We start from the raw sequence: 23173 nt of genomic DNA, 5'->3' as shown, positions 1-23173 counted from the left end.
AAGTTCTGGTCGGCTCGCTCTTCGAACCGGGCTGCAAAGGTAGCAAACTCGTTGCCGTCTTTGCAAGTTCCGCGCCGCTCTTTTTTTCTCGCTGGCTTTCCTCCCGCGTCCGTTTAGCAGCGAAACGAAGGACAAAGATCAGAACCTTCAAGCTGTCGTGTCAAGTTCCGCAGCAGCTTTTTTCACTGTCTGCGGGCCTTGCCGCCTCCTGCTGAAACGGGGTGCAAAGATAGTAAACTCGTTTCGCAGTAGTCAAGAGCCAGCCAAAATTATTTTTGGAGCTCTACGCTGCTTGGTCATTTCTTCTCGCATGCTAAACAAGCTCAAATCTGCTTGTTTGCCCTTCCGCGTTTCGGATTGGGAGTGCAAAAATGGGGGATTGAATCGATTTGTACAAGACAGATTAGTTAAATCTGTCTTCATTTTAGGTAGGGTTGAGAAGGAGCGTTCTACTAATGAAGCAGTTTGCTCAAAAAAATTATGGTGCTGTGCCTTCTATGAAACGATTTTGTCGGGGCCGCCGGCGTTCGAGTTGGTAAAAGGCTTGTCCGAGTTCGGCTAGAAACGGTAAACCGATAGAAGCGTATTCGTACTGCCCATCATTGAGGATACCATCGGTGTTGACGTATAGTACGGCACTTAGCATAAACTCGGCTCCACTCTTTTGATCAGTGAAGTAGGCACAATCAGCCAGGTAGCCGTGGGACATGCCTACTATATTATAGATTCGCAAGCCTGGTTCTGGCTGAGCTTGGCGGTGGCGGCCGTAGTAGAGGTACTTCTTATAAGAGGGGAAGTAACTGGGCGAACTGAACGGGCGGAAGCCGGATTCAGCGGGTGTAGCGCCTAAGTAGTAACGGAGAAATGCTCGATCTGTAGTTGTAAGAGCAGGATCGGGTCGCCCATGGATTGAACCGGGGAAAAGAACGGTACGTAACAGATCGGTGGTAGCCTGCAGAGGCAAATAGTTGGCAGTAGTGAAATCGTAGGGTCGTTCGATTAGTTTGCCACCGGCGTAGTAGCCGCGTCCTTTCGTTACGCGGCCCAGCGGGTTCGTTAGCCGTTGGGGGTTGCAGGCGGCGGGCTGCTGGTACAATGCTTGACCAGTCGCGCTGTGGAAGGTAATGGGGTTGGTGCAACGATTGGCAGCGGTGTCGCAGGGAGCGAAACGCCGGGTGATGCGGGCGGAGGGGTAACCCAACCGGCCAAGCTCTTGATGCAGGTATTGCTGACCGAGGAATTCGTACAAGCGATTGTAAGCTTGGTTGTCGCTTACCAAGAGCATGCGCTTGATGTAATTGCCGATGCTGGCCACTCGGTCAGAATCGGCCGGGGCAGCAAAGGGCACAGAAGTCTGGCAGCGGCCAGCAGCGCCCGTGACCATAATCGTTTGTCTACTGAGTACAGGAGCTTGCTGGCGGAGCTTGTTCAGCTTCTGTAAGGATAAAACGGCAACGGGCAGTTTGACGAGGCTAGCGGGATTGAAGTAAGCGCGGTCGTTGAGATGATAACTGTACTGGGTGAAATGAGGCTTGAGCTCAGCGTCGCGGTCGATGCGGGTATAGATGACTTGCAGCTCGTATTTGTCGGGATGCTGAACTACTGGAATCAGCGCAGGGGTGGAATGGAGCAGGCTGTCGAGGGGGTTAGCATACTCGACAGTAGGGTTAGTAAACGATGATAGGTGGCCGGAAGAGCCACCTATCATCGTTATCATTATCAGTCCGAGGCCTAAGGCGCGTGCCAACATCACGAGAAGTGAATACCTATTTGTACTAGGCTGCTTTTTTTGTACTATCTAGAACTAGCTGGCAGGCACATTCCGTCGTTCGGCCAACAACAGGTTGGAATCATTCACCCGCCAGTTGTAGCCGGTACCGAAAGGTAGCGGACGCGGTTTATTGACGGAGTCGCGGTAAGCGGCGGTAAGGGCTGGTTGATAGTGATTGGCGAACATAGGGATAGGCTTACGGTAAGTGCCGTAGTGGATGAACTGCCAATCAGCGGGCTTGAAGTACTTCATGGCAATGCCCGAATCATCCTGGAGGACGTAGTGGCTACGCTCGAGAATCAGGTTACGGACCTGGCTGAAGTACGACTTGTGCATAAGATAGGTGGCCGACTTAACGTAAGTAGTCAGCGGGCCAAGGCTGCGGGCATAGCGCAGAATGGAAGCATGGGTCTGGCCGAGCTTCCAGTCGCTGAGGTCGGCCGAGAAGTAGTAGACTTTCTGCGAACGGCCATCGGCAGCGCGCATAGCCACTTCGACACCGGGCACGAGTTTGGCCGCGCTGGCAGCCGTAGAATCGGCGGAAACCAACTCCCCTTCCGGAGTGAGGCGCACGTAGCGAACGGCAGTAATCTGGTGATTGGTGCGGGCCGCAAAGAGCATGATGAGCGGCAGCGAGCCATCCAGCTCCAGGGTTTTTAGGTCGACGGCCATGTTGTTGGTGCGGAAAAAGCTAAAGCTCAGCACCGACCACAACGAAGACTTGACGGCATTGTAGAGCTTAGGACTCTGTAGGGAGGCATGGCCCGGCACAGTGCCCACGGGCTCCAGCCCAATCAGCACATAGGTGTCGCTTTGGGGGAAGACCGTGACGGCATTGAGCAGATCGGGCCCGCTGAAGGGGTAGAATACCACGGGACTGCTGCGGCGCACCGAATCCAGCTCTTGCCGGGCCCAAGCCTCTATCTTGTCGGTGCGGGTAGCGTGATAGTTCGTCCAGCTCTTGTCGGCATCGGCGGCGAAGCGCTGCCACTCCGGCTTAGCGGTAAGCGGGCGAAGCTCGGAGGACTGCTTAACGGGCAGGCCAGCCAAGTAAGCAGCTACGTCCTGCAGATCGGACGTGTCGGCAGCAACGACGGGTTGAGGAGCCGGCGCGGGCTGCGCGGCAGTTGCGGAGTCGGGCGCCGTGGCGGGTGGTGACGACGGCTCAGTGGGGGCAGACTTGCGTTCGGAGCAGGCGAAAACGGCGGTTAAAGCAACCGGTAACACCCAGCGGCGAAGGAAAAAAAGCATAACGGCAACAGGTAGTATTGGCCCGAAAGATAAGTGCAACCGCCGTTATGCCCGTAGCTGCGCCCCTAATGAAGCGCGTAGCTAAACATATGAAAAGCTTTATCCGCAGGCTTAGCCCCCTCCTCTACTCTGTCGAAGCCGGACGCAAGAGGCCGGCGGCGTAAATAATGGCGTAGATAACTAACCCGATGAGGACGGTACCCAGGCCCAGCAAGGACTCGATGGGTTTGTCGCGCAGCAGGAAGATGAGCGTCCAGCCACTCAGGGCCAGGAACACTAGCGGGGTGACAGGATACCCCCAGGCACGGTAGGGCCGCGGCAGCTCCGGTTGGCGGATGCGGAGCACAAACAAGCCCAGCACCGTCAGAAAGGTGAATAGGTTCAGTACAAAGCCGGCGTAGGTCAGAACTCCTTCGAAGGTGCTGGAGATAATGAACAGCACCGTGAGCAATGCCTGAAACAAGGTGGCGCGTATGGGCAGGCCTTGGCGGCTGCGGTGCCCGAGCCAGCGCAACGCAGGTAGGTCTTCGCCCATGGTCTGGATGATGCGCGGGCCCGCAAAAACCATGGAGCTAACCGTAGAAACCAGCAAAATGGCAATACCCGCGCCCATAAACTGTCCGACTGCTACGCCAAAAATCTGGTTAGCGGCCAGGAAACCGATTTCCACCTGCCCGGCCAAAGTATCGAGCGGCGTGGTACGCAGGAAGACGTAATTCAGCACCACGTAGAGTAAGGCCACCAGCAGCGTACCCGTCAGCAGGATGCGCGGCAGATTACGCTGGGGCTGCTTTACTTCGCTAGCCACGTACACAGCGGCGTTCCAGCCCGAGTAGGCGTAGGAAACGTAGATCAGCGACACGGCAAACGAGGGCGTCAGCAACTGCTGCCAATCGGCGGCCGTGGGTGCAAAGGACAGCGGCTGAGGCTCGGCGAGTAGGCCAGCGCCGATAAACAGCGCCAGCAACGCCATTTTCAGGAAGGTGACGACTACCTGGAAGCAGCTCCCGGCGCGGCTACTGATAAGATGCACTGCCGTAATGACGACTACCACAGCCAAGGACAGCCCGTTGGCGTGCACTTCGGGCCACACACTGGCGGCGTAGCGGCCCATGGCAATGGCAGCTAAAGCGGTAGGAGCCGCAAACCCAACGGTGGCTGACACCCAGCCGGACAGAAACCCAACCGCCGGGTGGTAAATGCGCGAGAGGTAATGGTACTCGCCACCGGAGCGGGGCAGCGCGGCAGCCAGTTCGCCGTAGCACAGGGCGCCGCACAAGGCGATAATGCCGCCTACCAGCCACAGCATCAGCAGAGCAAAGCCACTGCGGATGCCCAGCACCTGAAAGCCCAGGCTGGTGAATACGCCCGTTCCGACCATGTTGGCCACCACAATGGCGACGCCGGTGTAGAAGCCGATTTTGTAGACAGGAACGGACGGGTTGGGCTGACTCATGCGGCGTTGGATGGTGACAGAGCCGCAAAGAACGGCACGCGGCGCTTGCCGAAGCATTTTCCCCGACTTGCGAGCGGCAAAATTAGCCGCCGCACGGGCAAAGATGCTTTGGCAAGCGCCGCAAGGCAGGCGCCTACGAAACCAGTAATGCGTTACACTTTCGGGCGCTTGTAAAGCGGCACCGTGCTGCACGGCTCGCCGTACATGATGCTGCTAGCCACGGGCAGCAGCTTCTGCATGATGGCCACGTAGGCGTAGGTAGGCACGGGGTCGGTGCCGCAGCCTTTGATGACCAATTTGGCGTCGCGGTAGTCCTCGGGGTCGATGGCGCCGATGGCTTCGTGGAACAGTTCCTGCTCCAGCACTTCCAGATTGCCGAACACGTAGCGGTGAGCGTGGCCCTGGAGCTTGGAGGCTAGTAACATGTAGGCCCAAGTGGGCACAATAGCGTCGACCGAGCAGATGATGGCCACATTCTTGCCGTCGTACTGCGTCCAGTCGTGGGTTTTGAGGAAGTCGCGGAAGTCTTTTTCGCGCAGAATCAGGCCGTGGAAGAGGTTGTCCTTGATGTCGTACACGACCCGCTCCCCGGGGTGCTTCAGCTCTTCCAGATTCAGGCTGGTGAGGGCACTCTGCGCGACGCGGTTGATGATTTCGTCCATGGTAGTAGCAGCTGTAAAGGCGGCCGCCAGGGCCGCTGCCGGTAAAACAACGGCGCGGCGGTTTCGTTCGGCCACCGGCCCGCAGGCAAAGGTAAGGGGCGCGTTGGCCTCCGCGCCAACTCCGGCCGGAACCGTATCAACAGCCTCCGCAGGCCGAAACTTTGCTCGCGCTGACGTATCAAAAGCTCGCGGGCCGGTGCCGAAGGCTCGCGGGCGCGTTCCGGCTGGTCGCGCTGGCCCCTCCGCTTAGCCCTGCGCCGACTTGGGCGTGGTGGTGTGGACTTCCTTCAGGTAAAAAGGCTCGTAGTAGGCCACATCCCGGAACTCCTCGCGGGCAAAAGCCACCTTCGCCAGCTGGGCCACGGCAATGGCCGATGGATGCACGTTGGTCAGGAACTGCGCGTTGGGGTTATCAGCCACCAATGGCTGAAACTTAGCCGCGCCGCTGCCAAAGAATACTACCGACCCTTCGGCCAGTTCAGTGGTCCAGCTTTGCGCATCGAGAATAACGGGAGCTGGAGCCTGCAGCTCCGCCCCATCGGCGGCGTACAGAGCGGCATATACTTCCATGCGGCGGGCATCCAGCAAGGGCGCGAAGCGGTAACGAGCAGCATTGGGCACTTGCTGCGCTACTTGGTGTGCCAATGCTGGCAAAGTGCCCACGGCCAGCAGCGGCAAACCCAGCGCGTAGCACAAGCCTTTCGCCGCCGCCGCGCCAATGCGTAGACCGGTATAGGAGCCCGGTCCATCGGATACGGCAATAGCCGACAGCTGCGGCAGCGAGTAGCCGGCGTTGCTCAGCAACTGCTCAATAAGCACGGTCAGATGCGAGGAGTGCGACTTTTCCAGGCGTAGCTCGGCGGCAGCCAGCAGGGCGCCGTCCTGCGTCAGGGCTACGGAGCAGACGGGCGAGGAAGTTTCAAGAGCGAGAATCAGGGGCATTGCTCGGCGCGACATCAAGGAAGCAACAGCGCTTCGTCAAACCAGACGTCTTCGTAACCCGCATCATCGATGAGGAAACGAAAACCGGAAGACAAAGCTAAGTAGCGAATGACTTTTGGAGCACGCTCGATCAGGTGACTTGCGTGTACTGGCTCGAAGAAGTCGTCAGCGTCGGTATACTCGCCCGACCATAAAAACCACTCTACGCCATCTTGTTCGGATACCAGCCTCAATCCATGCGTAGGCGGCACTTGCCCAAGGTTTCGGCTTACGCCCACAATGGCATCAAAACCGAAGGGTTTCCACTCAACGTCGAAGGCGGCGCATACCTGTTGCTGGGCCTCCACAAATGATTCAAACCCGGCCATGACCGTCGTTTAGCACCGGCAGTACGGACTGCTTTTTCGCAAAGTCGTTAAGCCGCTCCTGCATGAACCAGACGCCGATGGGCCAGAAAATCAGCAGTAGGAAGGGACCTATGACCTGGCTGAAATCAGGCCGCCTTCCTTGCTCTCTGGCAACAAGTAGGGAAGCGGGAAACCAGTGCAACTGCAGGTAAGCCAACAAAGTGTACAACATGACCGGCATCCATAAGCCGGTAGCATGAAAACTGGTGCTGGTAATTTGAAAGGATTCATCCTCCGCTACATAGCTGTAAGCAAGAGCCGCTACCACAATCAAGCTATTCACTATAAACCGCGTGGCGGAATAACCTTGCACGGGTTGCCCCACCTGCATAAGGGTATTGCCCATTAACACCAGCCAGGCCACCACCAACAAGGTACTTAGTAGCCCCAAACCTGCGTCTACCACATCATTAATAACATACCAGGAAGCGAAATGAGGCGCCAGCAGCATCAAAAACACTTGCCAGGACTTCAAGCGCAGAATTAAATCATGCATAGCAAAGGTGAGGTAACAATTAAAAAGCAGACTCATTGCTGAGTCTGCTTTTTAATTAAGCGAAGGTAGGAGCTTACTGCTTGTTGCTGACCGTACCGCTGCTCTTCATGGCGCTGGCCGACTTGCCCCCTGCCTTCAGCAGGCTGCCGTAGCGCGGTTGGTCGTTGAGCACCTGCACGGCGGCAATGATGTTGGGGTCGTCGTCGAATGTGGCTTCGATCTGGCCCTTCTGGAAGTAGTAGCGCGATACGATTTCCTGCTCCAGCAGCTCCCGAATTTCGGGTTTGAAGCGCGTCAGGTCGTTGGCCTTGTTCACCGTCACCTTCTTGCGGATGCTCTCCAGCTCGGTCTTGACGTCGTCGTAGTGCTTTTCGTCCTTGGTCTGCGTAATCAGGCTGGTAAGGGCCTTTTCGGCGGGCGTGGAGTAGCTGATGTCCTTGCCCTGCAGCCACTGGGTAAACTTGGCGTATTCGGCATCGGAGAGCTGAAACTCGCGGGCGGGCGGAATGCTCTGGTGCTCGGCGCGGTAGCGGGTGGCGTAGTCGAAGAGGTAGTTCTTCTGCAGCAGTACCCGCGTAATGGCGGCCACTTCCGGGTCTTTCACCTCCACGTCGGGCGCTACACCGCCGCCGTCGTACACGGTGCGGCCGGCGTGCGTTTTGAAGGCGGTGCGCAGTGAGTCGGGCACTTTGCCCAGCGTGCCATCGTCGGCGCGGTGGGTGTAGTCAATTTCCTGAATGCAGCGGCCGCTCGGGATGTAGTACTTGGCCGTCGTCACCTTCAGCTGCGAGTTGTAGCTCAGCGGGCGGGTGGCCTGCACCAAGCCTTTACCGAAGGTCCGCTCCCCTACCACCACGGCGCGGTCGTAGTCCTGCATCACGCCCGTCACGATTTCGGAAGCCGAAGCCGAACGGTTGGACGTGATAATAGCCAGCGGAATCTGGGTATCCAGCGGCACATCCAGCGCCTTGTAGGTCTTGTTCCACTCCGTCACCTTGCCCTTGGTGCTCACGATGTCGAGCCCCTTGTCCACGAACAGGTTCGAGATGTTCACGGCCTCGTTGAGCAGGCCGCCGGGGTTGTCGCGCAGGTCGAACACGATTTTCTTCGCGCCCTGCTCTTTCAGCTTGGCCACCGCGTTGCGCACCTCGCGCGAGGCATCCACGGTGAAGCCCGAGAGCTGGAAGTAGCCTATGTCATTGGTCAACATGCCGTAGTAAGGCACGTTGTCCACCTGAATCTTGTCGCGGGTGATGTTGATTTCGACGGGCGTATCCTGGCCGTAGCGCGTCACCATCAGCTTCACGGTGGAGTTGGCCTGGCCTTTCAGCAGCTTGCTGATGTCGGCATTAGTTTTCTTGTCCATGCTGATGCCGTTGATGGACAGGATTTCGTCGCCGGGCAGCAAGCCAGCCTTCTGGGCGGGGAAGCCCTCGTAAGCATTCTGCACAATGGTTTTGCCCGCCCGCTTGATGACAATAGCCCCAATGCCGCCGTACTGCCCGGTGGTCATGGTGCGGAAGTCCTCAATGTCGTCCTCCGGGATGTAGTTGGTGTATGGGTCGAGCGACTTGAGCATCGCGTCGATGCCCGTCTTCATCACCTTGGAGGGCGCCACGTCGTCGACGTAGTAGGTATTGACCTCCTTGAACAGGGTGGCGAAGATGTCGAGGTTCTTCGCTATTTCGAAGTACCGCTCACTGTCGGTGGCCGATTTGAAAGAAAACAGCAGGGCAGCACCGGCGGCAAGGCCAAGGGTAGTTTTGCGGACGTTCATAGGAGGCAGTAGCTGTACAACACAGACACTTATACCGCCGATTGAGTTGCGTTGTTGGGCGCAGCCCCCGGCTCGGCAGTGTGTAGCAAACGCGCTAGCCCTGAAATTAATTTATTCTGCACGACGGCGAAAGGCTTTTTTTCCTTCCCCGTGTAGATAATAGCCAACTGCCCCACGCGGTGGCCGCCAGCGGCTTCGGTGAGTCGGTGCTTATTCAGCCGGTACGCTTCGCGCACCAGCCGCTTGAGGTAGTTGCGGTCGACGGCCCGCTTGAAGGTGCGCTTCGACACGCTGACGAGCACCTGCGGGGGCGTAGTGGTAGGCTCGGCCAGTGGCAGCCACACCATACGCAGGGGGTACAAACCAAAAGAAGAGCCCTGGCCGAAAAGCTCAGTAATGAGCTTTTTACGGCACAGATGCTCTTCTTTCGAAAACGTGTAAGCGCGCGCGCCCGGCATGAAAACTCGGGGCACGGCTGTGAGTGTTGCCGAATCAGACAAGGTCGGTCCGCTCAGCAAGCCAGCCGTGCGACGGGGCTGTTAGCGCTTGTGTTTGTGCTCGTCCGAAACGGTGAGCTTTTTGCGACCTTTTTTGCGGCGAGCGGCGAGTACGCGGCGGCCGTTGGCAGATTCCATGCGCAGACGGAAGCCGTGCTTGTTACGGCGCTTGCGCTGAGAAGGCTGAAACGTTCTTTTCATGACGGGGCACGGTTATGTAAGGCCGGCAAAGGTAAGGACTTATATCTACAAAGGCAATTGCTAATTCCGACAAGCCAAAGAAAGTTGCATTCAGGCAAGCCGTTACCCCCGGCGCTGCGTATTTCCGCCGTAGCTTTGCTACGCGTTTGATTGTGCTGCGCTGTATGATTCACTACTACGTCTCGTTTGCCAACCCGCTTACCTTTTATCTGCAAGTGCAACTGCAACTTGCCGTGTCCGCCGAGGCCACGGAGCCGCTGGAGTTGCAACTGCCTGCCTGGCGCCCGGGACGCTACGAGCTGCAGAACTTCGGCCAGAAAATTCAGCGCGTAGAGGCATTTGACGCCCACTCCGACCAGCCCTTGGCACTGCAGAAGCTGACCAAGGATCGGTGGCAGATCGAAGGGGCGGCGGGCCGCACAGTGCGGGTGCAGTACAATTTCTACGCCCACCAGATGGACGCCGGCGGCTCTTGGCTCGACGAGACGCAGCTGTACCTGAACGGCATCCAGTGCTTCATGTACGCCGAAGGGCGCCGCTCGGAGCCTTGCCAATTGCATTTGGCCTTGCCCGAGGGCTGGCAGATTGCCTGTGGCATGAAGGAGGTCGGCAGGCACGTGCTGGCGGCTGATTCCTTCGACCAGCTGGTGGATTCACCGCTGATTGCCTCCCCTACCCTGCAGCATGCGGAGTACGAAGCCGGCGGCCTGCCCTTTCACGTGTGGGTGCAGGGCTCGGCGGCGCGGCCCAACTGGCCAGTCATCGTGCGCGACTTCAAGGCCTTTTCGGAAGAGCAGCTGCGGCTGTTCGGCGGCTTTCCGGCGCAGGATTACCACTTTCTGAACCAGATTCTTCCCTACAAGCACTACCACGGCGTGGAGCACCTGAACTCTACCGTGGTGACGCTCGGGCCGGCCGAGCTGCTGATGACCGAGGGCCTGTACAAGGAATTTCTCGGCGTGAGCTGCCATGAGCTGTTCCACGTCTGGAACATCAAGGCCATTCGCCCGGCCGAAATGCAGCCCTACGACTACACCCGCGAGAATTACTTCCGCACCTGCTTCGTGGCCGAGGGCATTACCACGTACTACGGCGAGTACCTGCTGGCCCGGGCCAATGTGCGCACCGCCGATCAGTACTTCGACGAGTTGAACACGGTACTGCGCAAGCACTACGACGACCACGGCCGCTACAACCTCTCGGTGGCCGACGCTTCCATGGACCTCTGGCTCGACGGCTACAAGCCCGGCGTGCCCGACCGCAAGGTATCCGTGTACCACAAAGGCGCCCTGGTAGCTCTGTTGCTCGATTTGCACATCCGCCAGCTGCACAGTCACCAGCGCAGCCTCGACGACGTGATGCGTCGCTTGTGGCAGGAGTTTGGTCAAACCGGCATCGGCTACACCGAAGATGACTACCGCCGCATCGTGGAAGAAGTGGCTGGCGAGGATATGAGCTGGTACTTCGAGCAGCATATTTACGGCACGGCCGAGCTAGAGCTGCCGCTCGATGCCGCCCTGCATTCCGTGGGGTGCGCACTGATGATTCAGGCCAGCGGATCGGCTTCGGAAGGGCTGTTCGGCTTCCGTACGGTGGTCAAGAATGAGCGGACGGAAGTCACCGACATCTACCCTGATTCGCCCGCAGCGCGCTGTCTGACGGTGGACGACCAGGTTGTGGCCGTCAACGGCCGGCGGGTGGATATGAACCTGCAAAACCTGCTCAGCACCGGACAACCGGTGTACGATATCAGCGTATTCCGCCAAGACCGGTTGCTGACCGTAACGCTCCAAGCGGAACCCGGCCGGCGGTTCTGGTCCAGGATTACTGTGGACAAGCGCCCCGACGCTACGCCGGCCGAGCAGGCCAGCTTCCGCCAGTGGCTAAACCAAGCCTTTTAGTCGTTTCGCCACTCCTGTTGCCCCGAGTATGTTTCCGCTTCGTCTGCTGCCGGCCCTGCTAGTGCTAGGGGGTCTGTGCCTGCTGACTTCTTGCTCACTGCGCATGCAGACGGCGGAGCGTGCCAAACCGGGCGTAACGCTGCCACCGAGCCGCCCCGTTAGCCAGGACCCTACCACAACCGCCCGAAAGCGCCCCGTACCGCCCCCGGTCTACCGCTTCAGCCACTTGGATACGCTCATGGTCGGCGAGCGGCTGGTGCGCCTGTATCCGGGCTCCCGCGACACCTACGAGCGGCTGCCCGTGCAGCAGTGGCTCATCAACGAGGCCGCCGGCGAAGGCGACGAGCTGGACCCCGAAGCCGAAGAGCGCCGCCGCTTGCGCAAGGCTGGCATCACCGCTCAGCGCAGCGGCCGCACGTTGGCTTTGCGCTGCCAAAACGGCAAGGCCGTGCGCCTCGTCAACAACCCGACCGAGAACTACGATACCAGTGTGCTCTACGAGTATGTAGCCACGCTGCCACGTATTCACCACTGGCTGATTGCCGTGCGGCTCTACGAAGGCGGCTACTACTTGCTGGTGGATCAGCAGACCGGCCGCCAAACGGTAGTGTGGAGCCCGCCTTCCATATCCCCCGATGGCCAGCACTTCGTCTGCGGCTCTTCCGACGTGCTGGCCCGCTACGAGCCCAGCGGCCTGCAGGTGTGGAGCATGCACAGCGGCCACCCCGAATTGCTCTGGGAACGGCAAACGGAATGGGGCGTCAGCCAGCCGCGCTGGCTCGATGGGCATACCATTCTGTTCGAGCAGGACTTTATCCACAATGGCGACGTGGATACCCGCGTGATGCGCATGACGTTGCCGGATTAGATTAGCAGGTGCTTGGCTTTGCCGGGCAGACGACTAGCTTATACCATGACTATCCGCTTATTTTTACCGCTGAGCATTCTGCTACTGGGCGCCTGCGAAACCGCACCTGATTCCCGCCAGTCCGACAAGTACGCTGCGTCCGCTTCGCCAGCGCCTCTTAAAGCCGCCCCTACCGATACTTTCCTCTTACCGCACAACCAGGTAGTACCCTGGGCACCGGTTACGCCGCAGTTTTTGCGCAAGTACCCGCTGTACCTCGCCTGCCGGACTACCCTATGATTCGACGGCGGACGGCAGCGGGACGCAGAAGCTGGAGGCCCCCGCCTAAGCCAAAGCCAGGGTCGCGTGCAGCGCCGGGGTAACCTACTGTTTTATCCTAACGCCGCCCGTCCGGTGCGCCTCACCGATACCAGCTGCGACTGTGATTCAGCTACCAGCTACTTGTACTTGGGCACTTTGCCGCAGTCGGATTACTGGTTGGTGGAGGTGGGTTACTACGAGGGCGGCGACTACCTGCTGGTACACCAGCGCACCGGTCATCGGGTGCTGGTTGACGACTACCCGAGCTTTTCTCCCTCGGGCCGGCGCATCGTATCGGCCGCCAACGCTTATCAGGATATCTACCAGACCGACGGCTTGAGCGTCTGGCAGCTTGATGCTGCGGGCCGGCCGCAGCTGGCCTGGCGGCGCAACGCTGCTTGGACGCCCGAGGGCCTGCACTGGGCCGATGACCACACGCTCCTGATCAAGGCGAGCAAACCGGATGATGAGGGTACCCGCTTCACCCACTATTACCGACTAAGACTACCCGAATAGCCAACCAGCAAAAAGCCCCGCCGGAAGAATCCAGCGGGGCTTTTCTATTTATCGATTAGCAAGCCTAGTCGCCTTTGCGGCCCGGGCCTTTCTGGCTGCTGTCCACCGACATCGGCCAATTACCTTGCGGGTTGTTGCGCGGCTTGTTGGTGTTGCCGTGGCGCTGCTCGTTGGCATTGCCGCCGGGCGTGTTGTTCTTGATCTGGTTGCCAGTCTCGGTGATGTAGTTCTGCTGCTGATTCTGAGTAGAATTGCCGCTGCCCTTAACCTTTTCCGATTCCGGGTCGCCGGGCAGCTGGTCGGGCTGCATGCCACCGGGAATCATCGACTGGTTTTTGTTATGGTTGTGTTTGCTTTTGCTCTGTGACATGGCGGGAGGTCGTTATGGGGAAACAACTACTTACTTTTACCCCTACTCTCGCCGCCGGGTTGCCTTAAGCCAGCACTTCTTCCACGCGCACCAGGTCGCCGAACTGTTTTTCGCGCTCCTGAATTTCCTCCTGCGTCAGATTCAGCAGGCGCTCCGTGCCAAATTTTTCCACGCAGAACGAGGCCATGGCCGAGCCGTGAATCACGGCGCGCTTCAGGTTTTCGAACGAGCAGTCGTCGGTGGCAGCGATGTGGCCGATAAAGCCGCCCGCGAAGGTGTCGCCGGCACCGGTCGGGTCGAATACTTCTTCCAGCGGCAGAGCCGGGCAGAAGAAAATCTGCTTTTTGTGGAAAAGCAGCGCGCCGTGCTCACCTTTCTTGATGATGAGAAACTTCGGCCCGAGCGCCAGAATCTTGCGCGCTGCCTTCACCAGCGAGTACTCACCCGAAAGCTGACGGGCTTCCTCATCATTGATGCTCAGCACGTCCACCATCTGAATGGTTTCGAGCAGCTCTTCCATGGCCACATCCATCCAGAAGTTCATCGTGTCCATCACGATGAGCTTGGGGCGGTTCACCAGGCGCTGAATCACCAGGCGCTGAATCTGCGGAGTGAGGTTGCCCAGCATCAGGTACTTGCAATCCTGGTAGGAATCCGGGATGATAGGATCGAAATCGGCCAGCACGTTCAATTCCGTCGCCAGCGTGTCGCGCGAGTTCAGGTCGCGGGAGTACTTGCCGGCCCAGAAGAAGGACTTTTCACCTTGCTTGATCTGCAGGCCTTCCACGTCCACACCGTGCTCTTGCAGCAGCATGATGTCGCGGTCGTGGAAGTCGTCACCAACAACGGAGACGATTTTGACGGGCTTGACGGAGTAGGAAGCGGCCAGGGAGGCAAAAGTGGCGGCGCCGCCTACGATTTTGTCGGTTTTGCCGAAGGGCGTTTCGATGGCGTCGAAGGCCACGGTACCGATTACGACCAAGCTCATAGCAGAAGAATCAGGGTGTTGCGAGGAAAGTCTCAAGTTGCGGGCTAAAACCCCGTTTGACAAAAAAAAGTCCCCGGAGCGAAAGTTCCGGGGACCTGAGAGGGTAAGTAATGGGGCTCGAACCCACGACCTTCGGAATCACAATCCGACGCTCTAACCAGCTGAGCTATACCTACCGTGTTGGTTTAGGATGGCAAAAGTAGAGCAAGACACCGTTTTTACCAAATACAGGGGACAAAAAATTTACGATTTCGGGCCTACCAAAACGTATTTGCCTGAGCCGCCCAGCCTTTCGGCGTACCTTTGCGGGGCACTAGCTGCTGATTGATATGACTGAACCGACTCCTGACCACGCCACCCTGCCGCAATCGTTCGACGACTTCAAGCTGAACAAGCAGCTGCTCACGGCCGTGGCGGAAGCCGGTTTTGAGCGACCTACGCCCGTGCAGCAACAGGCCATTCCACTGCTGCTGGCCGGCCACGACCTGCTCGGCGTGGCCCAGACCGGCACCGGCAAAACCGCCGCCTTTGGTCTGCCACTGCTCATGAAAGTAAAGTACGCCCAAGGCACCCACCCGCGGGCCCTGGTGCTGGCCCCTACCCGGGAACTGATTTTGCAGATTGAGAGCCACCTGAAGAAGCTGGCTACATACACCGATCTGCGCATTGTGGCCGTGTACGGCGGTGTAGGCGTCAAGACGCATTCCGAAGCCGTGCTCAAGGGCGTCGACATTCTGCTGGCCACGCCCGGCCGGCTGATGGAGCTGTACTCCCGCGGCGACCTGGTGCTGAAGGAACTGAAAACGCTGGTGCTCGACGAGGCCGATAAGATGATGGATATGGGCTTTATGCCGCAGATCCGGCGCCTGCTCGAAATCATTCCGCGCAAGCGGCAGAACATGCTGTTTTCGGCCACCATGCCGCCGAAAGTAGAAGAGCTAAGCGGCGAGTTCCTGGAATTCCCGGTCAAAATCGAGGTAACGCCCTCGGCAGCCCCTGCCTCGACGGTGGCGCAGACGCTGTATCAAGTGCCTAACTTCCTGACCAAGATTCACCTGCTAGAGCACTTGGTGAAGGACACGGAAGCGTTTAACCGCGTCATCATCTTCGCTCGCTCCAAGGAAACGGCCGACAACATCCACCACTTTCTCCAACGCAAAATTGAGGGCGAGGCGCGCGTAATTCACGGCAACAAGGGCCAGAATACCCGCCTGAACTCCATGGACGCCTTCCGCGAGGGCAATGTCCGCTTCCTGGTGGCTACCGACGTAGCCGCCCGCGGCATCGATGTGCCGGCCGTGAGCCACGTCATCAACTTCGACGTGCCCATCATCTACGACGACTACGTGCACCGCATCGGCCGCACTGGCCGGGCCGAGCTGACCGGCGCCGCCATCACCTTCGCCACGCCGGCTGAAATGCCGCACGTGGAGCGCATCGAACAGCTCATGCGCCAGCCGATTCCGCAGCAGGACATGCCCGCCGAAGTGAAGGTGACGGAAACGCCCTTCGAAGAGGCTCAGCGCATGGCCCGCGAACTAGACGCCTTGCGCCGCAAGGAAGACCCCGATTTTAAGGGCGCCTTCCACGAAAAGCAGGAGTGGCTGAAGACCGGTGTCACCATCGATAAGCGCACAGGCAAAACCTACGACGGCCCCGAGCGCAGCAAGAAAGGCAGCAAGGTGAATCCGTCCAAGGGCCGGGCGTCGTCGCCGACGGCCAAAGCAGCTCGGGCCGCAGCAGCCAAAAACCGCAACGCGCGGCGCAAGTAGAATTAAACTAGCCCGTCATTCAGAGCGAAGCGAAGAATCTCGCGTGTTTAGTCGGATAGTAATTTCTCTTTTGAGCTTACTACCGGACGTCAGCACGCGAGATTCTTTGCTTCGCTCTGAATGACGGGCTAGTTTACAAATAGGGTTTCTGCTTGCTGAATAGCTACTCAGTGCCGGATAAACAAATGGCTGAAGCGAATAGCCAGGAAAGCCCCCGCGGCGCCCCAAAGCAGCGCGCTCCAAAGCATGTGCAGCAGGATATGCTGGCGCTTGACCCCTAACAGAGTAGCAATAACGGCTCCGCCGATGGGGGTGAACAGAATCGGCGTCAGAAACGCAATGCCGCCGATACCGAAGCGGCTGAACACGCGCACGATCTGTCGGCTGCGGCGGGTAAAGATGGGCTGATGCCGCAGGCGCCGCCGCCGCTGTAGGTGGGCTGTAAACGCCCGCCCTACCCCGGTAAAGACGACCACACTGGTCATCATGCCGGCTACGGTGAGGGCCCAGATGGCCATAAACGGCAGCCCCGCCGCTGCTCCGGCCAGCGGACCACCAAAAAACTTTACCATGCTGAGCAGGAAGACGGACGCGTATTTCACCACGTGCGGCATCATGAGCAGGAAGGCGTTGAGCATCTCGGGCAAAGCAAAGGCGGCATAACCGGTATACCCGGCGGCGCGGCGGCAGGTTCCCGCCAGTGGTGGAGGCAGCTCAGCGGCTAGAGCTTGCTGCCGTAGGCCAAATCCCCCGCGTCGCCGAGGCCAGGCACAATATACGCGTGTTCGTTGAGGTGGTCGTCCATAGCGGCTAGCCAGAGCTGGGCCTCGGGCACTTCCTGCATCACGTGCTGCACGCCCTCGGGCGAGGCAATGACGGCGGCAATGTGCACCTGCCGGGGCCGGCCGAAGCGCAGCATGGCGCGGTACGTCAGAGCCAAAGACTTGCCGGTGGCCAGCATGGGGTCGGCCAGGATGAGCACGCGGCCGTCGAGGTTGGGGGCCGAGAGGTAGTCCACCTGCACTTCCACCCGCGAAGTGGCCTCGATGCGGTACGCCGCCACGAAGGCCGAGGGCGACTGATCGAAGTAGTTCAGGAAGCCCTGGTGGAAAGGCAGGCCCGCGCGCAGCACCGTGGCCAGCACCGGAAAATCCGACAGCAGCTCGCCCGTCGACTCGGCCAGCGGCGTCTGCACCGTTTGGTGGGTGTAGTCGAGCTGGGAGCTGATGCGGTAGGCAATGATTTCGCCCAGGCGCTGCAGGTTGCGACGGAAGCGCAGCGAATCGCGCTGCACGTTCACGTCGCGCAGCTCGGCGAGGAAGTGGTTGGCAATGCTGGGCTCGGCGCACACGATGTGTACGCGGCCGCTTTGGGTCAGTGCATCCTGGTCAGGTACCACGGGCGGGGTGCTTGGGAGTGATGAGGTAAGCGGCACAAACCGCGCCCCGAAGTTGGCGAAAACCGCGCAATCGGGCCAAGCGGTAGCCTGTGGGTGGTACCTGAGCAAAAAACGAAAGCCACTCCCGGGGCAGGAGTGGCTTTCGGCGTTGGCCCAAGGCCAAGCAGTAAAGAGCAGCAAGGCGGACTTCTCTCAGGCCGTTGCCCAGCGCTGGTCTGCCAGCGCGGCGCGGGCCCGAACTCCCCCGTCCGCATTGCTGAGGCGGGGCAAGCAGCTTAGGCGGCTACCTCTTCTTTTACTTTGGCAAACTGCACGCTGGCAAACAGCTTCACGTCGTCGCTCACCACGATGGCGCCGGCTTCGGTGATGCCGTTCCAGGTCAGGCCGAACTCCTTGCGGCTGATTTTGCCGCTCACTTCGAAGCCGGCCTTTTCGTTGCCGTAGAAGTCGGTGGCGGTGCCGCCGTACTCCACGTCCAGCTCCACGGGGCGGGTTACGTCGCGGATGGTCATGTTGCCCTGCAGCTTGTAGGTGTCGTCACCGGTCTTGCGCAGGCCCGTCGATTCAAATACCAGCTTGGGGTGCTGCTCGGCGTGGAAGAAGTCGGCCGACTTCAGGTGCTGGTCACGCTGCTCCTGGTTGGTGTCGATGCTGTCGATATCGGCCGAGAAGCGCACGTGGGCGTTTTCGAACGAGTCGCCTTCGGTTTCGGCCGTGCCCTCGAACTTCTTGAACGAGCCGGTAACGGTCGAAATCACGAGGTGCTTAATCTTGAACTGAACTTCGCTGTGGGTGGGGTCAAGAACCCATTTGGTGGTGGCCATGGCTGTAATAGTTAGGGGGTTACCGGCGGAGCCGGGGAGTTGGTTTCAGAGTTGGGTTACCGCTTACGCCGATAACAAGACAAAGGTAGAAATTCATGTATGTACATTTGTTGCAACTAACCTGCGGGATACCGGTTACTTCACCGAAACCCTCACCGCGTACTTTGCTTCTGCTATGTCTAGTCCCCAAGCCTGCAATGCTTACCTACGCCCCGTGCGCGACGCCATGGACGTACTCGGTGGCAAGTGGAAGATTCCCATCATCATGCTGCTCTCGCTGAAGGAGCGGCGCTTCAAGGAAATTCAGCGCGAAATCGGCGTTACGGCCAAGGTCCTGTCGCAGGAGCTGAAGGACCTGGAAAGCCACGAGCTGGTGAGGCGCACCGTGTTCGATACCGTGCCGATTTCGGTGGAATACGCCCTGACCGACTACGGCCGCACGCTGGAGCGCGTCATCGGCGAGATACGCCAGTGGGGCGTGCTGCACCGGGAGCGGATTCTGGAGCATAGCTAAGCCGGCAGCGCGGGTGCTTGCTGCGCCTGGTTACCTTTAGCGCTTAGTTTATGACTATGCGCTTCGTTACCCGTCGTTACACGCCTTACCTGGCCGCGGTGCTAGCGGGCGTGGCCTACGCGCTGTTTTTCCGTCTGCTGTTCAACGCGGGCCCCTTCCAGCAATCGGGCGGCCTGCTGATGCTGGCGTTTCTGGTGGGCGTGCCGGTGGGCCTGGGCGCCCTCACGGTGCACTTTACGCCCCCTACCGAGTCGAACTTCCGGCGCTACTGGCTGGCGCCGTGGCTGACGGTCGGCTTGTTTCTGGCAGTGGCGTTTCTGGCGCATTTGGAAGGCGCCATCTGCCTGATCATCATCCTGCCGCTATTCCTGATTATGGCTTCGGTGGGCGCTTATCTGTACCAGCTCTTCGAGCGCGACGACGACCAGCCGCGCAACGCGGCCGTGGTGACGGCCCTGGCCGTGCTGCCGCTGCTGGCGGCGGTAGCGGAAACCCGCGTGGCGGCTCCCGACAGCCAGCGGCGCGTGGAAAACGTGGTGGACATCACGGCCCCGCCCGCCGTGGTCTGGCAGCACATCATCCGGGTGCCGCCCATTCGCGCCACCGACCTGGGCCGGAGCTTCGTGGACCGCATCGGCTTCCCGCGGCCCGTGGAAGCTACCCTTACCCACGAGGGCGTCGGCGGGGTGCGCCACGCCACCTTCGAGCGGGGCGTGGAATTCATTGAAACGGTGGACGAGTGGCAGCCGCAGCGCCGGCTCTCCTTCAGCATCAAGCCGAACACGGCCACCATTCCGCCCACCACCTTCGACGAGCACGTGACCGTGGGCGGCCGCTTTTTCGACGTGCTGCGCGGCACCTACGAGCTACAACCGCTGCCCGGCGGCCGCACGCGCCTGCTGCTCTACAGCCAGCAGCGCCTGAGCACGCGCCTCAACCCCTACGCGGGCCTGTGGACGGACTACGTGATGAGCGAGATTCAGCGGCGCATTCTGCACGTGGTGAAGCGCCGCTGCGAAACGGCCACGGTGGCCGCCCGCTAAAATCCGGCGCCTCTCTCCTACCGCAGCAGCCCTTGCACCACGGGCAGGGCGCGCTGGGCCCATTGGCGCATTTGCGCGCCGGAGTAGTGCAGCCCGTCGGGGGCAAACTGCGTGGCGTCGCCGGCAGCGGCGCGCGTCAGGTCGGTGATGCCCACGAAGGCCACGCCCGCGGCGGCGCATTCCTGTTGGGCGGCGGCGTTGAACTGGTCGATTTCCTGCCCGATGCGCGGCGGGTCGGCGCGCTGGCCCTGCGGCGACTGGCCCCAGTCGGGGATGGACAGCACCAGCACCCGGCCGGGGCGGTTGCCGGCAAAGCGGATGGCCGTCTGCAACAAGCCCCGAAACTCGGTCCGGTACGCGGCCAGCGGCAGCCCGCGGTACTGGTTGTTGACGCCAATCATGAGCGACACCAGCCCGTACGTCTGCTGATTATTGGCCACCGCAATGGCCTGTTGCAGCTCGCCGGTGGTCCAGCCGGTGCGGGCAATGATATCGGGCGGCTGCAGCCCTTCGGCCTGGGCCATGCCGGCCAGCTGCACCACCCACCGGTCGGCGGCCGGCACGCTCTGCCCGATGGTGTAGGAGTCGCCGAGGGCCAGAAAGCTGACGGCGCCGCTGGGCGCGGGCGGATTGGTGGGCGGCGGGCCGGCCGGGGTGGGCTCGGGTGAAGACTCGGTGCAGCTCCAGCTGAGCAGCGTGGCCACGAGCAATGAGAGCAGAAAGAACAGGCGCATCGGCGGGCGGGTGACGGGTGGCCCTTATGTACGGAGCAAGAGGCTTGGTCAGATTATGCGGCTCTCCAGCGGCCTGGGCACTGGGCTTAGGCGCCTGAGCACTCCACAAGCCTGTTTTTGCACGACAAAAGACCTTTGCGGAGTACTACAAGGGTCTTTCTGCATCACAAAAGACCCTTGTAGTACTCCGCAAGGCAGTTTCTGCACGACAAAACACCCTTGTAGTACTCCACAAGGGCATCTTGGCACGCCCAAACGGCCTTGTAGTACTCGTCAAGATATTTTTGGCCGTCGTGCTGGGTAAGCTCGGCCATTCCACTACCTTATATCCCCACTTTATTCTCTTCTCTAATATTATGGAAACTACCCTTGCTGTGCGCAAGCCGCGCAAAGCCCCTCTCTTACCTGCCAACGACCAACAGTTGGCCACCATGGCCGAGTTTGTGGCCCGGCACTGGCAAACGGAAACCTGGCTGACGCTGCGCCACTGCACCGCCGCCCGATTCCTGCAGCTGACCGAGACGTACACGCTCGCCGTGGCTTCGCGCCAGCAGGCCGGCAGCGCCCGCCCCATCGACGCCGACGAGCTGCTCAACCTCGATGCGCTCATCGAAGCCAACCTGTACCGCGTCAAAAACCGGCTGACCGACAAGTACAACAAGAAAGCCGCCCCGGCCCACTACCCTACCATGGGCATCATCAAGTACGATGGTACCTACATCCTCGACCGGGACCGTAGCCGCCGTGCCGCCGCGCTGAAAACGCTGGTGCAGGGCCTCACCACCGAAAACATCGCCGACGGCGACTACGGCCTCGCCTTCTGGCAGCCCATTGCCGAGCGCTACCCGCAACTGCTCCAGCAAATTACCGCCGCCAGCGGGGCCGTATCGGCCGCCGTCAGCCAGAAGGACACTATGCGAGCCGAGGTAGAAACCGTGCTCAGCAGCCTGGCCAAAGTCCTCGACGGCAACTACCCCGATAAGCAGGAATACAAGGCCCAGCTCCGCGCCTGGGGCTTCCAGAAGTAGGGCTTCATTTTACTGCAACGGCCGCTGTTCCTCGTAGGAACAGCGGCCGTTTGCGTTGTTACCTTTGGCACCTGCCTCTGACTTTGGAATTATGAACGAGCAACTAATTGTCAAAAACTTCGGCCCGATTAAGGATGCGACGGTGGACTTTAAGAAAGTCACGGTGTTCATTGGGCCTACGGGTGGGGGAAAAAGTACGCTGGCGAAGCTGGCGGCTATTTGCCGAGACGTTAAACCATTGGGCGAACCTAACGCTAATATTTCTACGCTGAAACAATTCAATCTTAATTCTCATCGAAACAGCGAATCCGTTTTTAAATGGGTTTTTGGTGACTATGCCTTCTATGTTGAAGACGCAGATTTAAAATTTAATGATTCTCTATCGGCTGCGATGAGAGACTATGGGCAAAAATTCATTGATGATTTATTGACGACTATATCTATCAAAGACTTTAATGATGTTAAGTCAGATAAGCACAAACAAATCATTGCTAACTTGGTAAAGGATGTTGCTACTAGGGCTTCTATCGATGCAATGGACCAATTGGTTATTAAATCAATTCCTCACTATATACCATCAGAAAGAATTTTTGTGCCAGCAGTTGAGTATTCTTGGGCAGGTTTGATGCGTGATGATATTGGCCTTCCTAAGTTATTATTAGACTTTGCTAACAACTTTTCGTTATCAAGGAAGGAAATACCAGAACTCTCTATACCGTTTTTAGATGTCACCTATTTGCATATTGACGGCAAAGACTTTATAAAAATTCCTCACAGAACAGAACTTCTGATGTTGCTTGAAACAGCCAGTGGTATACAATCAGCAACACCGTTAATGGTACTTTTGGAGAAACTTAGCCGGAATACTTCTTCCCCACAAAGTTTTATAGTAGAAGAATTAGAGTTAAACCTTTACCCCACTGCACAACAGGGTTTACTCAATTGGTTAGTGGAGAAGTGCACAAAGGCAGAAAACGATTTAACACTTACAACTCATAGCCCATACATCCTATCTCACCTTAACCTCCTACTCTACGCCTACCAAGTAGCCAAAAATCACCCCGAGCGCAAAGCAGAAGTAGCTGCCATCGTACCCGAAGCCAGTTGGATTAACCCCAAGGAATTTGCCTGTTACCAAGTAGAGAATGGCGGCGTTCAGTCATTGGTAAATGAAGAATTAGGCTTGATTGATAACAACGAGCTAGACGCGCTTTCCGGCGACGCCGCCGATGCCTTTGACAATCTGGTACGCTTATCCAAATCGGTGTCGGTGAAATGATAGCCTCTATTCAGGCGGCGTTTCCTCCTAAAGCGGAAACGCCGTGCATTAGAGCGTGTTGGGGAATTAGGTGATTCGATTTAGGCAGAGCGTGATGTTGGCCCAGAGAATCCAGGCGGCGTGGCTTTCGGGCAGGTGCTCGTAGTCGACCACTAGGCGGCGGAAGCAGTTGAGCCA

Annotated in this window: 26 protein-coding genes and 1 tRNA gene; 10 read left to right on the top strand and 17 right to left on the bottom strand. The window is 59.0% G+C overall.

All coding sequences use genetic code 11. The annotated features are described in order from the left end of the window. On the top strand, window positions 1-215 hold a 215-nt coding region (locus B0919_RS25555), incomplete at its 5' end, for a hypothetical protein (RefSeq protein ID WP_217701076.1). A 263-nt stretch (window positions 216-478) separates the two neighbouring features. On the opposite strand, the gene B0919_RS24315 is transcribed toward B0919_RS25555, so the two are convergent. The 10 genes from B0919_RS24315 to rpmH form a co-directional block, all read right to left on the bottom strand. Then, the gene (locus B0919_RS24315; RefSeq protein WP_078014911.1) at window positions 479-1750 is read right to left on the bottom strand and encodes a serine hydrolase; all 1272 of its coding nucleotides are present in this window, start codon (window positions 1748-1750) and stop codon (window positions 479-481) included. 54 nt (window positions 1751-1804) lie between these two features. Then, window positions 1805-3022, bottom strand: coding sequence for a hypothetical protein (locus B0919_RS24310; protein ID WP_139362374.1), 1218 nt, complete (start codon window positions 3020-3022; stop codon window positions 1805-1807). Between the two features lie 124 nt (window positions 3023-3146). Further along, on the bottom strand, window positions 3147-4478 hold the full coding sequence (locus B0919_RS24305) for an APC family permease (RefSeq protein WP_078014909.1): 1332 nt from the start codon (window positions 4476-4478) through the stop codon (window positions 3147-3149). A gap of 152 nt (window positions 4479-4630) precedes the next feature. Beyond that, window positions 4631-5140: a DUF2480 family protein gene (locus B0919_RS24300; protein ID WP_078014908.1), complete on the bottom strand. Its 510-nt coding sequence runs from the start codon at window positions 5138-5140 to the stop codon at window positions 4631-4633. Between the two features lie 246 nt (window positions 5141-5386). After that, a complete protein-coding gene (gene tsaB / locus B0919_RS24295; RefSeq protein ID WP_078014907.1) occupies window positions 5387-6082 on the bottom strand; it encodes a tRNA (adenosine(37)-N6)-threonylcarbamoyltransferase complex dimerization subunit type 1 TsaB in 696 nt (231 codons plus the stop codon). A 14-nt stretch (window positions 6083-6096) separates the two neighbouring features. Beyond that, a complete protein-coding gene (locus B0919_RS24290) occupies window positions 6097-6450 on the bottom strand; it encodes a hypothetical protein (RefSeq protein ID WP_078014906.1) in 354 nt (117 codons plus the stop codon). Then, on the bottom strand, window positions 6437-6985 hold the full coding sequence (locus B0919_RS24285) for a hypothetical protein (RefSeq protein ID WP_078014905.1): 549 nt from the start codon (window positions 6983-6985) through the stop codon (window positions 6437-6439). Before B0919_RS24285 ends, B0919_RS24290 begins: the two co-directional genes overlap by 14 nt. Window positions 6986-7058: 73 nt before the next feature. Further along, window positions 7059-8762 carry a S41 family peptidase gene (locus tag B0919_RS24280; RefSeq protein WP_078014904.1) on the bottom strand — a complete coding sequence of 568 codons (1704 nt, stop codon included), beginning with the start codon at window positions 8760-8762 and terminating at the stop codon, window positions 7059-7061. A 29-nt stretch (window positions 8763-8791) separates the two neighbouring features. Next, entirely contained in the window at window positions 8792-9220 is a 429-nt protein-coding gene (gene rnpA, locus B0919_RS24275; protein WP_078014903.1) for a ribonuclease P protein component, read from the bottom strand. Window positions 9221-9301: 81 nt separating this feature from the next. Then, a complete protein-coding gene (rpmH, locus tag B0919_RS24270) occupies window positions 9302-9460 on the bottom strand; it encodes a 50S ribosomal protein L34 (protein WP_078014902.1) in 159 nt (52 codons plus the stop codon). 164 nt (window positions 9461-9624) lie between these two features. Here rpmH and B0919_RS24265 point away from each other — a divergent pair, with 164 nt between their 5' ends. From B0919_RS24265 to B0919_RS24255, 4 genes are all read left to right on the top strand, one after another. Next, window positions 9625-11361, top strand: a complete 1737-nt coding sequence (locus B0919_RS24265) for a M61 family metallopeptidase (RefSeq protein ID WP_078014901.1) — start codon at window positions 9625-9627, stop codon at window positions 11359-11361. A 28-nt stretch (window positions 11362-11389) separates the two neighbouring features. After that, the gene (locus tag B0919_RS24260; protein ID WP_078014900.1) at window positions 11390-12229 is read left to right on the top strand and encodes a hypothetical protein; all 840 of its coding nucleotides are present in this window, start codon (window positions 11390-11392) and stop codon (window positions 12227-12229) included. A gap of 45 nt (window positions 12230-12274) precedes the next feature. Next, complete coding sequence (locus B0919_RS25010) at window positions 12275-12508, top strand: hypothetical protein (protein ID WP_139362373.1); 234 nt, start codon at window positions 12275-12277, stop codon at window positions 12506-12508. A gap of 114 nt (window positions 12509-12622) precedes the next feature. Continuing rightward, complete coding sequence (locus tag B0919_RS24255) at window positions 12623-13045, top strand: hypothetical protein (RefSeq protein ID WP_078014899.1); 423 nt, start codon at window positions 12623-12625, stop codon at window positions 13043-13045. Between the two features lie 64 nt (window positions 13046-13109). On the opposite strand, the gene B0919_RS24250 is transcribed toward B0919_RS24255, so the two are convergent. The 3 genes from B0919_RS24250 to B0919_RS24240 form a co-directional block, all read right to left on the bottom strand. Further along, window positions 13110-13415, bottom strand: a complete 306-nt coding sequence (locus tag B0919_RS24250; RefSeq protein WP_078014898.1) for a hypothetical protein — start codon at window positions 13413-13415, stop codon at window positions 13110-13112. A gap of 64 nt (window positions 13416-13479) precedes the next feature. Further along, on the bottom strand, window positions 13480-14403 hold the full coding sequence (locus B0919_RS24245) for a PfkB family carbohydrate kinase (RefSeq protein ID WP_078014897.1): 924 nt from the start codon (window positions 14401-14403) through the stop codon (window positions 13480-13482). Between the two features lie 102 nt (window positions 14404-14505). Next, a tRNA-His gene (locus tag B0919_RS24240) sits at window positions 14506-14579 on the bottom strand. A 153-nt stretch (window positions 14580-14732) separates the two neighbouring features. On the opposite strand from B0919_RS24240, the gene B0919_RS24235 reads away from it, so the two are divergent. After that, window positions 14733-16175 carry a DEAD/DEAH box helicase gene (locus B0919_RS24235; RefSeq protein ID WP_078014896.1) on the top strand — a complete coding sequence of 481 codons (1443 nt, stop codon included), beginning with the start codon at window positions 14733-14735 and terminating at the stop codon, window positions 16173-16175. A 167-nt stretch (window positions 16176-16342) separates the two neighbouring features. On the opposite strand, the gene B0919_RS24230 is transcribed toward B0919_RS24235, so the two are convergent. The 3 genes from B0919_RS24230 to B0919_RS24220 all read right to left on the bottom strand — a co-directional run bounded on the left by B0919_RS24230 (window position 16343) and on the right by B0919_RS24220 (window position 18398). Continuing rightward, window positions 16343-16822, bottom strand: a complete 480-nt coding sequence (locus B0919_RS24230; RefSeq protein WP_410503637.1) for a hypothetical protein — start codon at window positions 16820-16822, stop codon at window positions 16343-16345. 74 nt (window positions 16823-16896) lie between these two features. Beyond that, window positions 16897-17574 (bottom strand): uracil phosphoribosyltransferase, encoded by a 678-nt coding sequence (upp, locus tag B0919_RS24225; protein ID WP_078014895.1) that lies wholly within the window; start codon window positions 17572-17574, stop codon window positions 16897-16899. A gap of 275 nt (window positions 17575-17849) precedes the next feature. Then, window positions 17850-18398: a YceI family protein gene (locus tag B0919_RS24220; protein ID WP_078014894.1), complete on the bottom strand. Its 549-nt coding sequence runs from the start codon at window positions 18396-18398 to the stop codon at window positions 17850-17852. Between the two features lie 175 nt (window positions 18399-18573). Between B0919_RS24220 and B0919_RS24215 the strand changes: the two genes are divergently transcribed. Continuing rightward, window positions 18574-18912: a winged helix-turn-helix transcriptional regulator gene (locus B0919_RS24215; RefSeq protein WP_078014893.1), complete on the top strand. Its 339-nt coding sequence runs from the start codon at window positions 18574-18576 to the stop codon at window positions 18910-18912. A gap of 56 nt (window positions 18913-18968) precedes the next feature. Further along, entirely contained in the window at window positions 18969-19955 is a 987-nt protein-coding gene (locus tag B0919_RS24210) for a hypothetical protein (RefSeq protein WP_078014892.1), read from the top strand. Window positions 19956-19972: 17 nt separating this feature from the next. On the opposite strand, the gene B0919_RS24205 is transcribed toward B0919_RS24210, so the two are convergent. Continuing rightward, window positions 19973-20689 (bottom strand): GDSL-type esterase/lipase family protein, encoded by a 717-nt coding sequence (locus B0919_RS24205; protein ID WP_078014891.1) that lies wholly within the window; start codon window positions 20687-20689, stop codon window positions 19973-19975. 356 nt (window positions 20690-21045) lie between these two features. On the opposite strand from B0919_RS24205, the gene B0919_RS24200 reads away from it, so the two are divergent. Both B0919_RS24200 and B0919_RS24195 read left to right on the top strand, forming a co-directional pair. Further along, window positions 21046-21717 (top strand): hypothetical protein, encoded by a 672-nt coding sequence (locus B0919_RS24200; RefSeq protein WP_078014890.1) that lies wholly within the window; start codon window positions 21046-21048, stop codon window positions 21715-21717. Between the two features lie 91 nt (window positions 21718-21808). Beyond that, window positions 21809-22996, top strand: coding sequence for an AAA family ATPase (locus B0919_RS24195; protein WP_078014889.1), 1188 nt, complete (start codon window positions 21809-21811; stop codon window positions 22994-22996). The last annotated feature ends 177 nt before the right edge of the window (window positions 22997-23173 follow it).

Source organism: Hymenobacter sp. CRA2 (genome assembly GCF_002007105.1).
Classification (GTDB): domain Bacteria; phylum Bacteroidota; class Bacteroidia; order Cytophagales; family Hymenobacteraceae; genus Solirubrum.
Note: the sequence above shows the minus strand (reverse complement) of the source record. Positions and strands in the feature narration are given on the sequence as shown.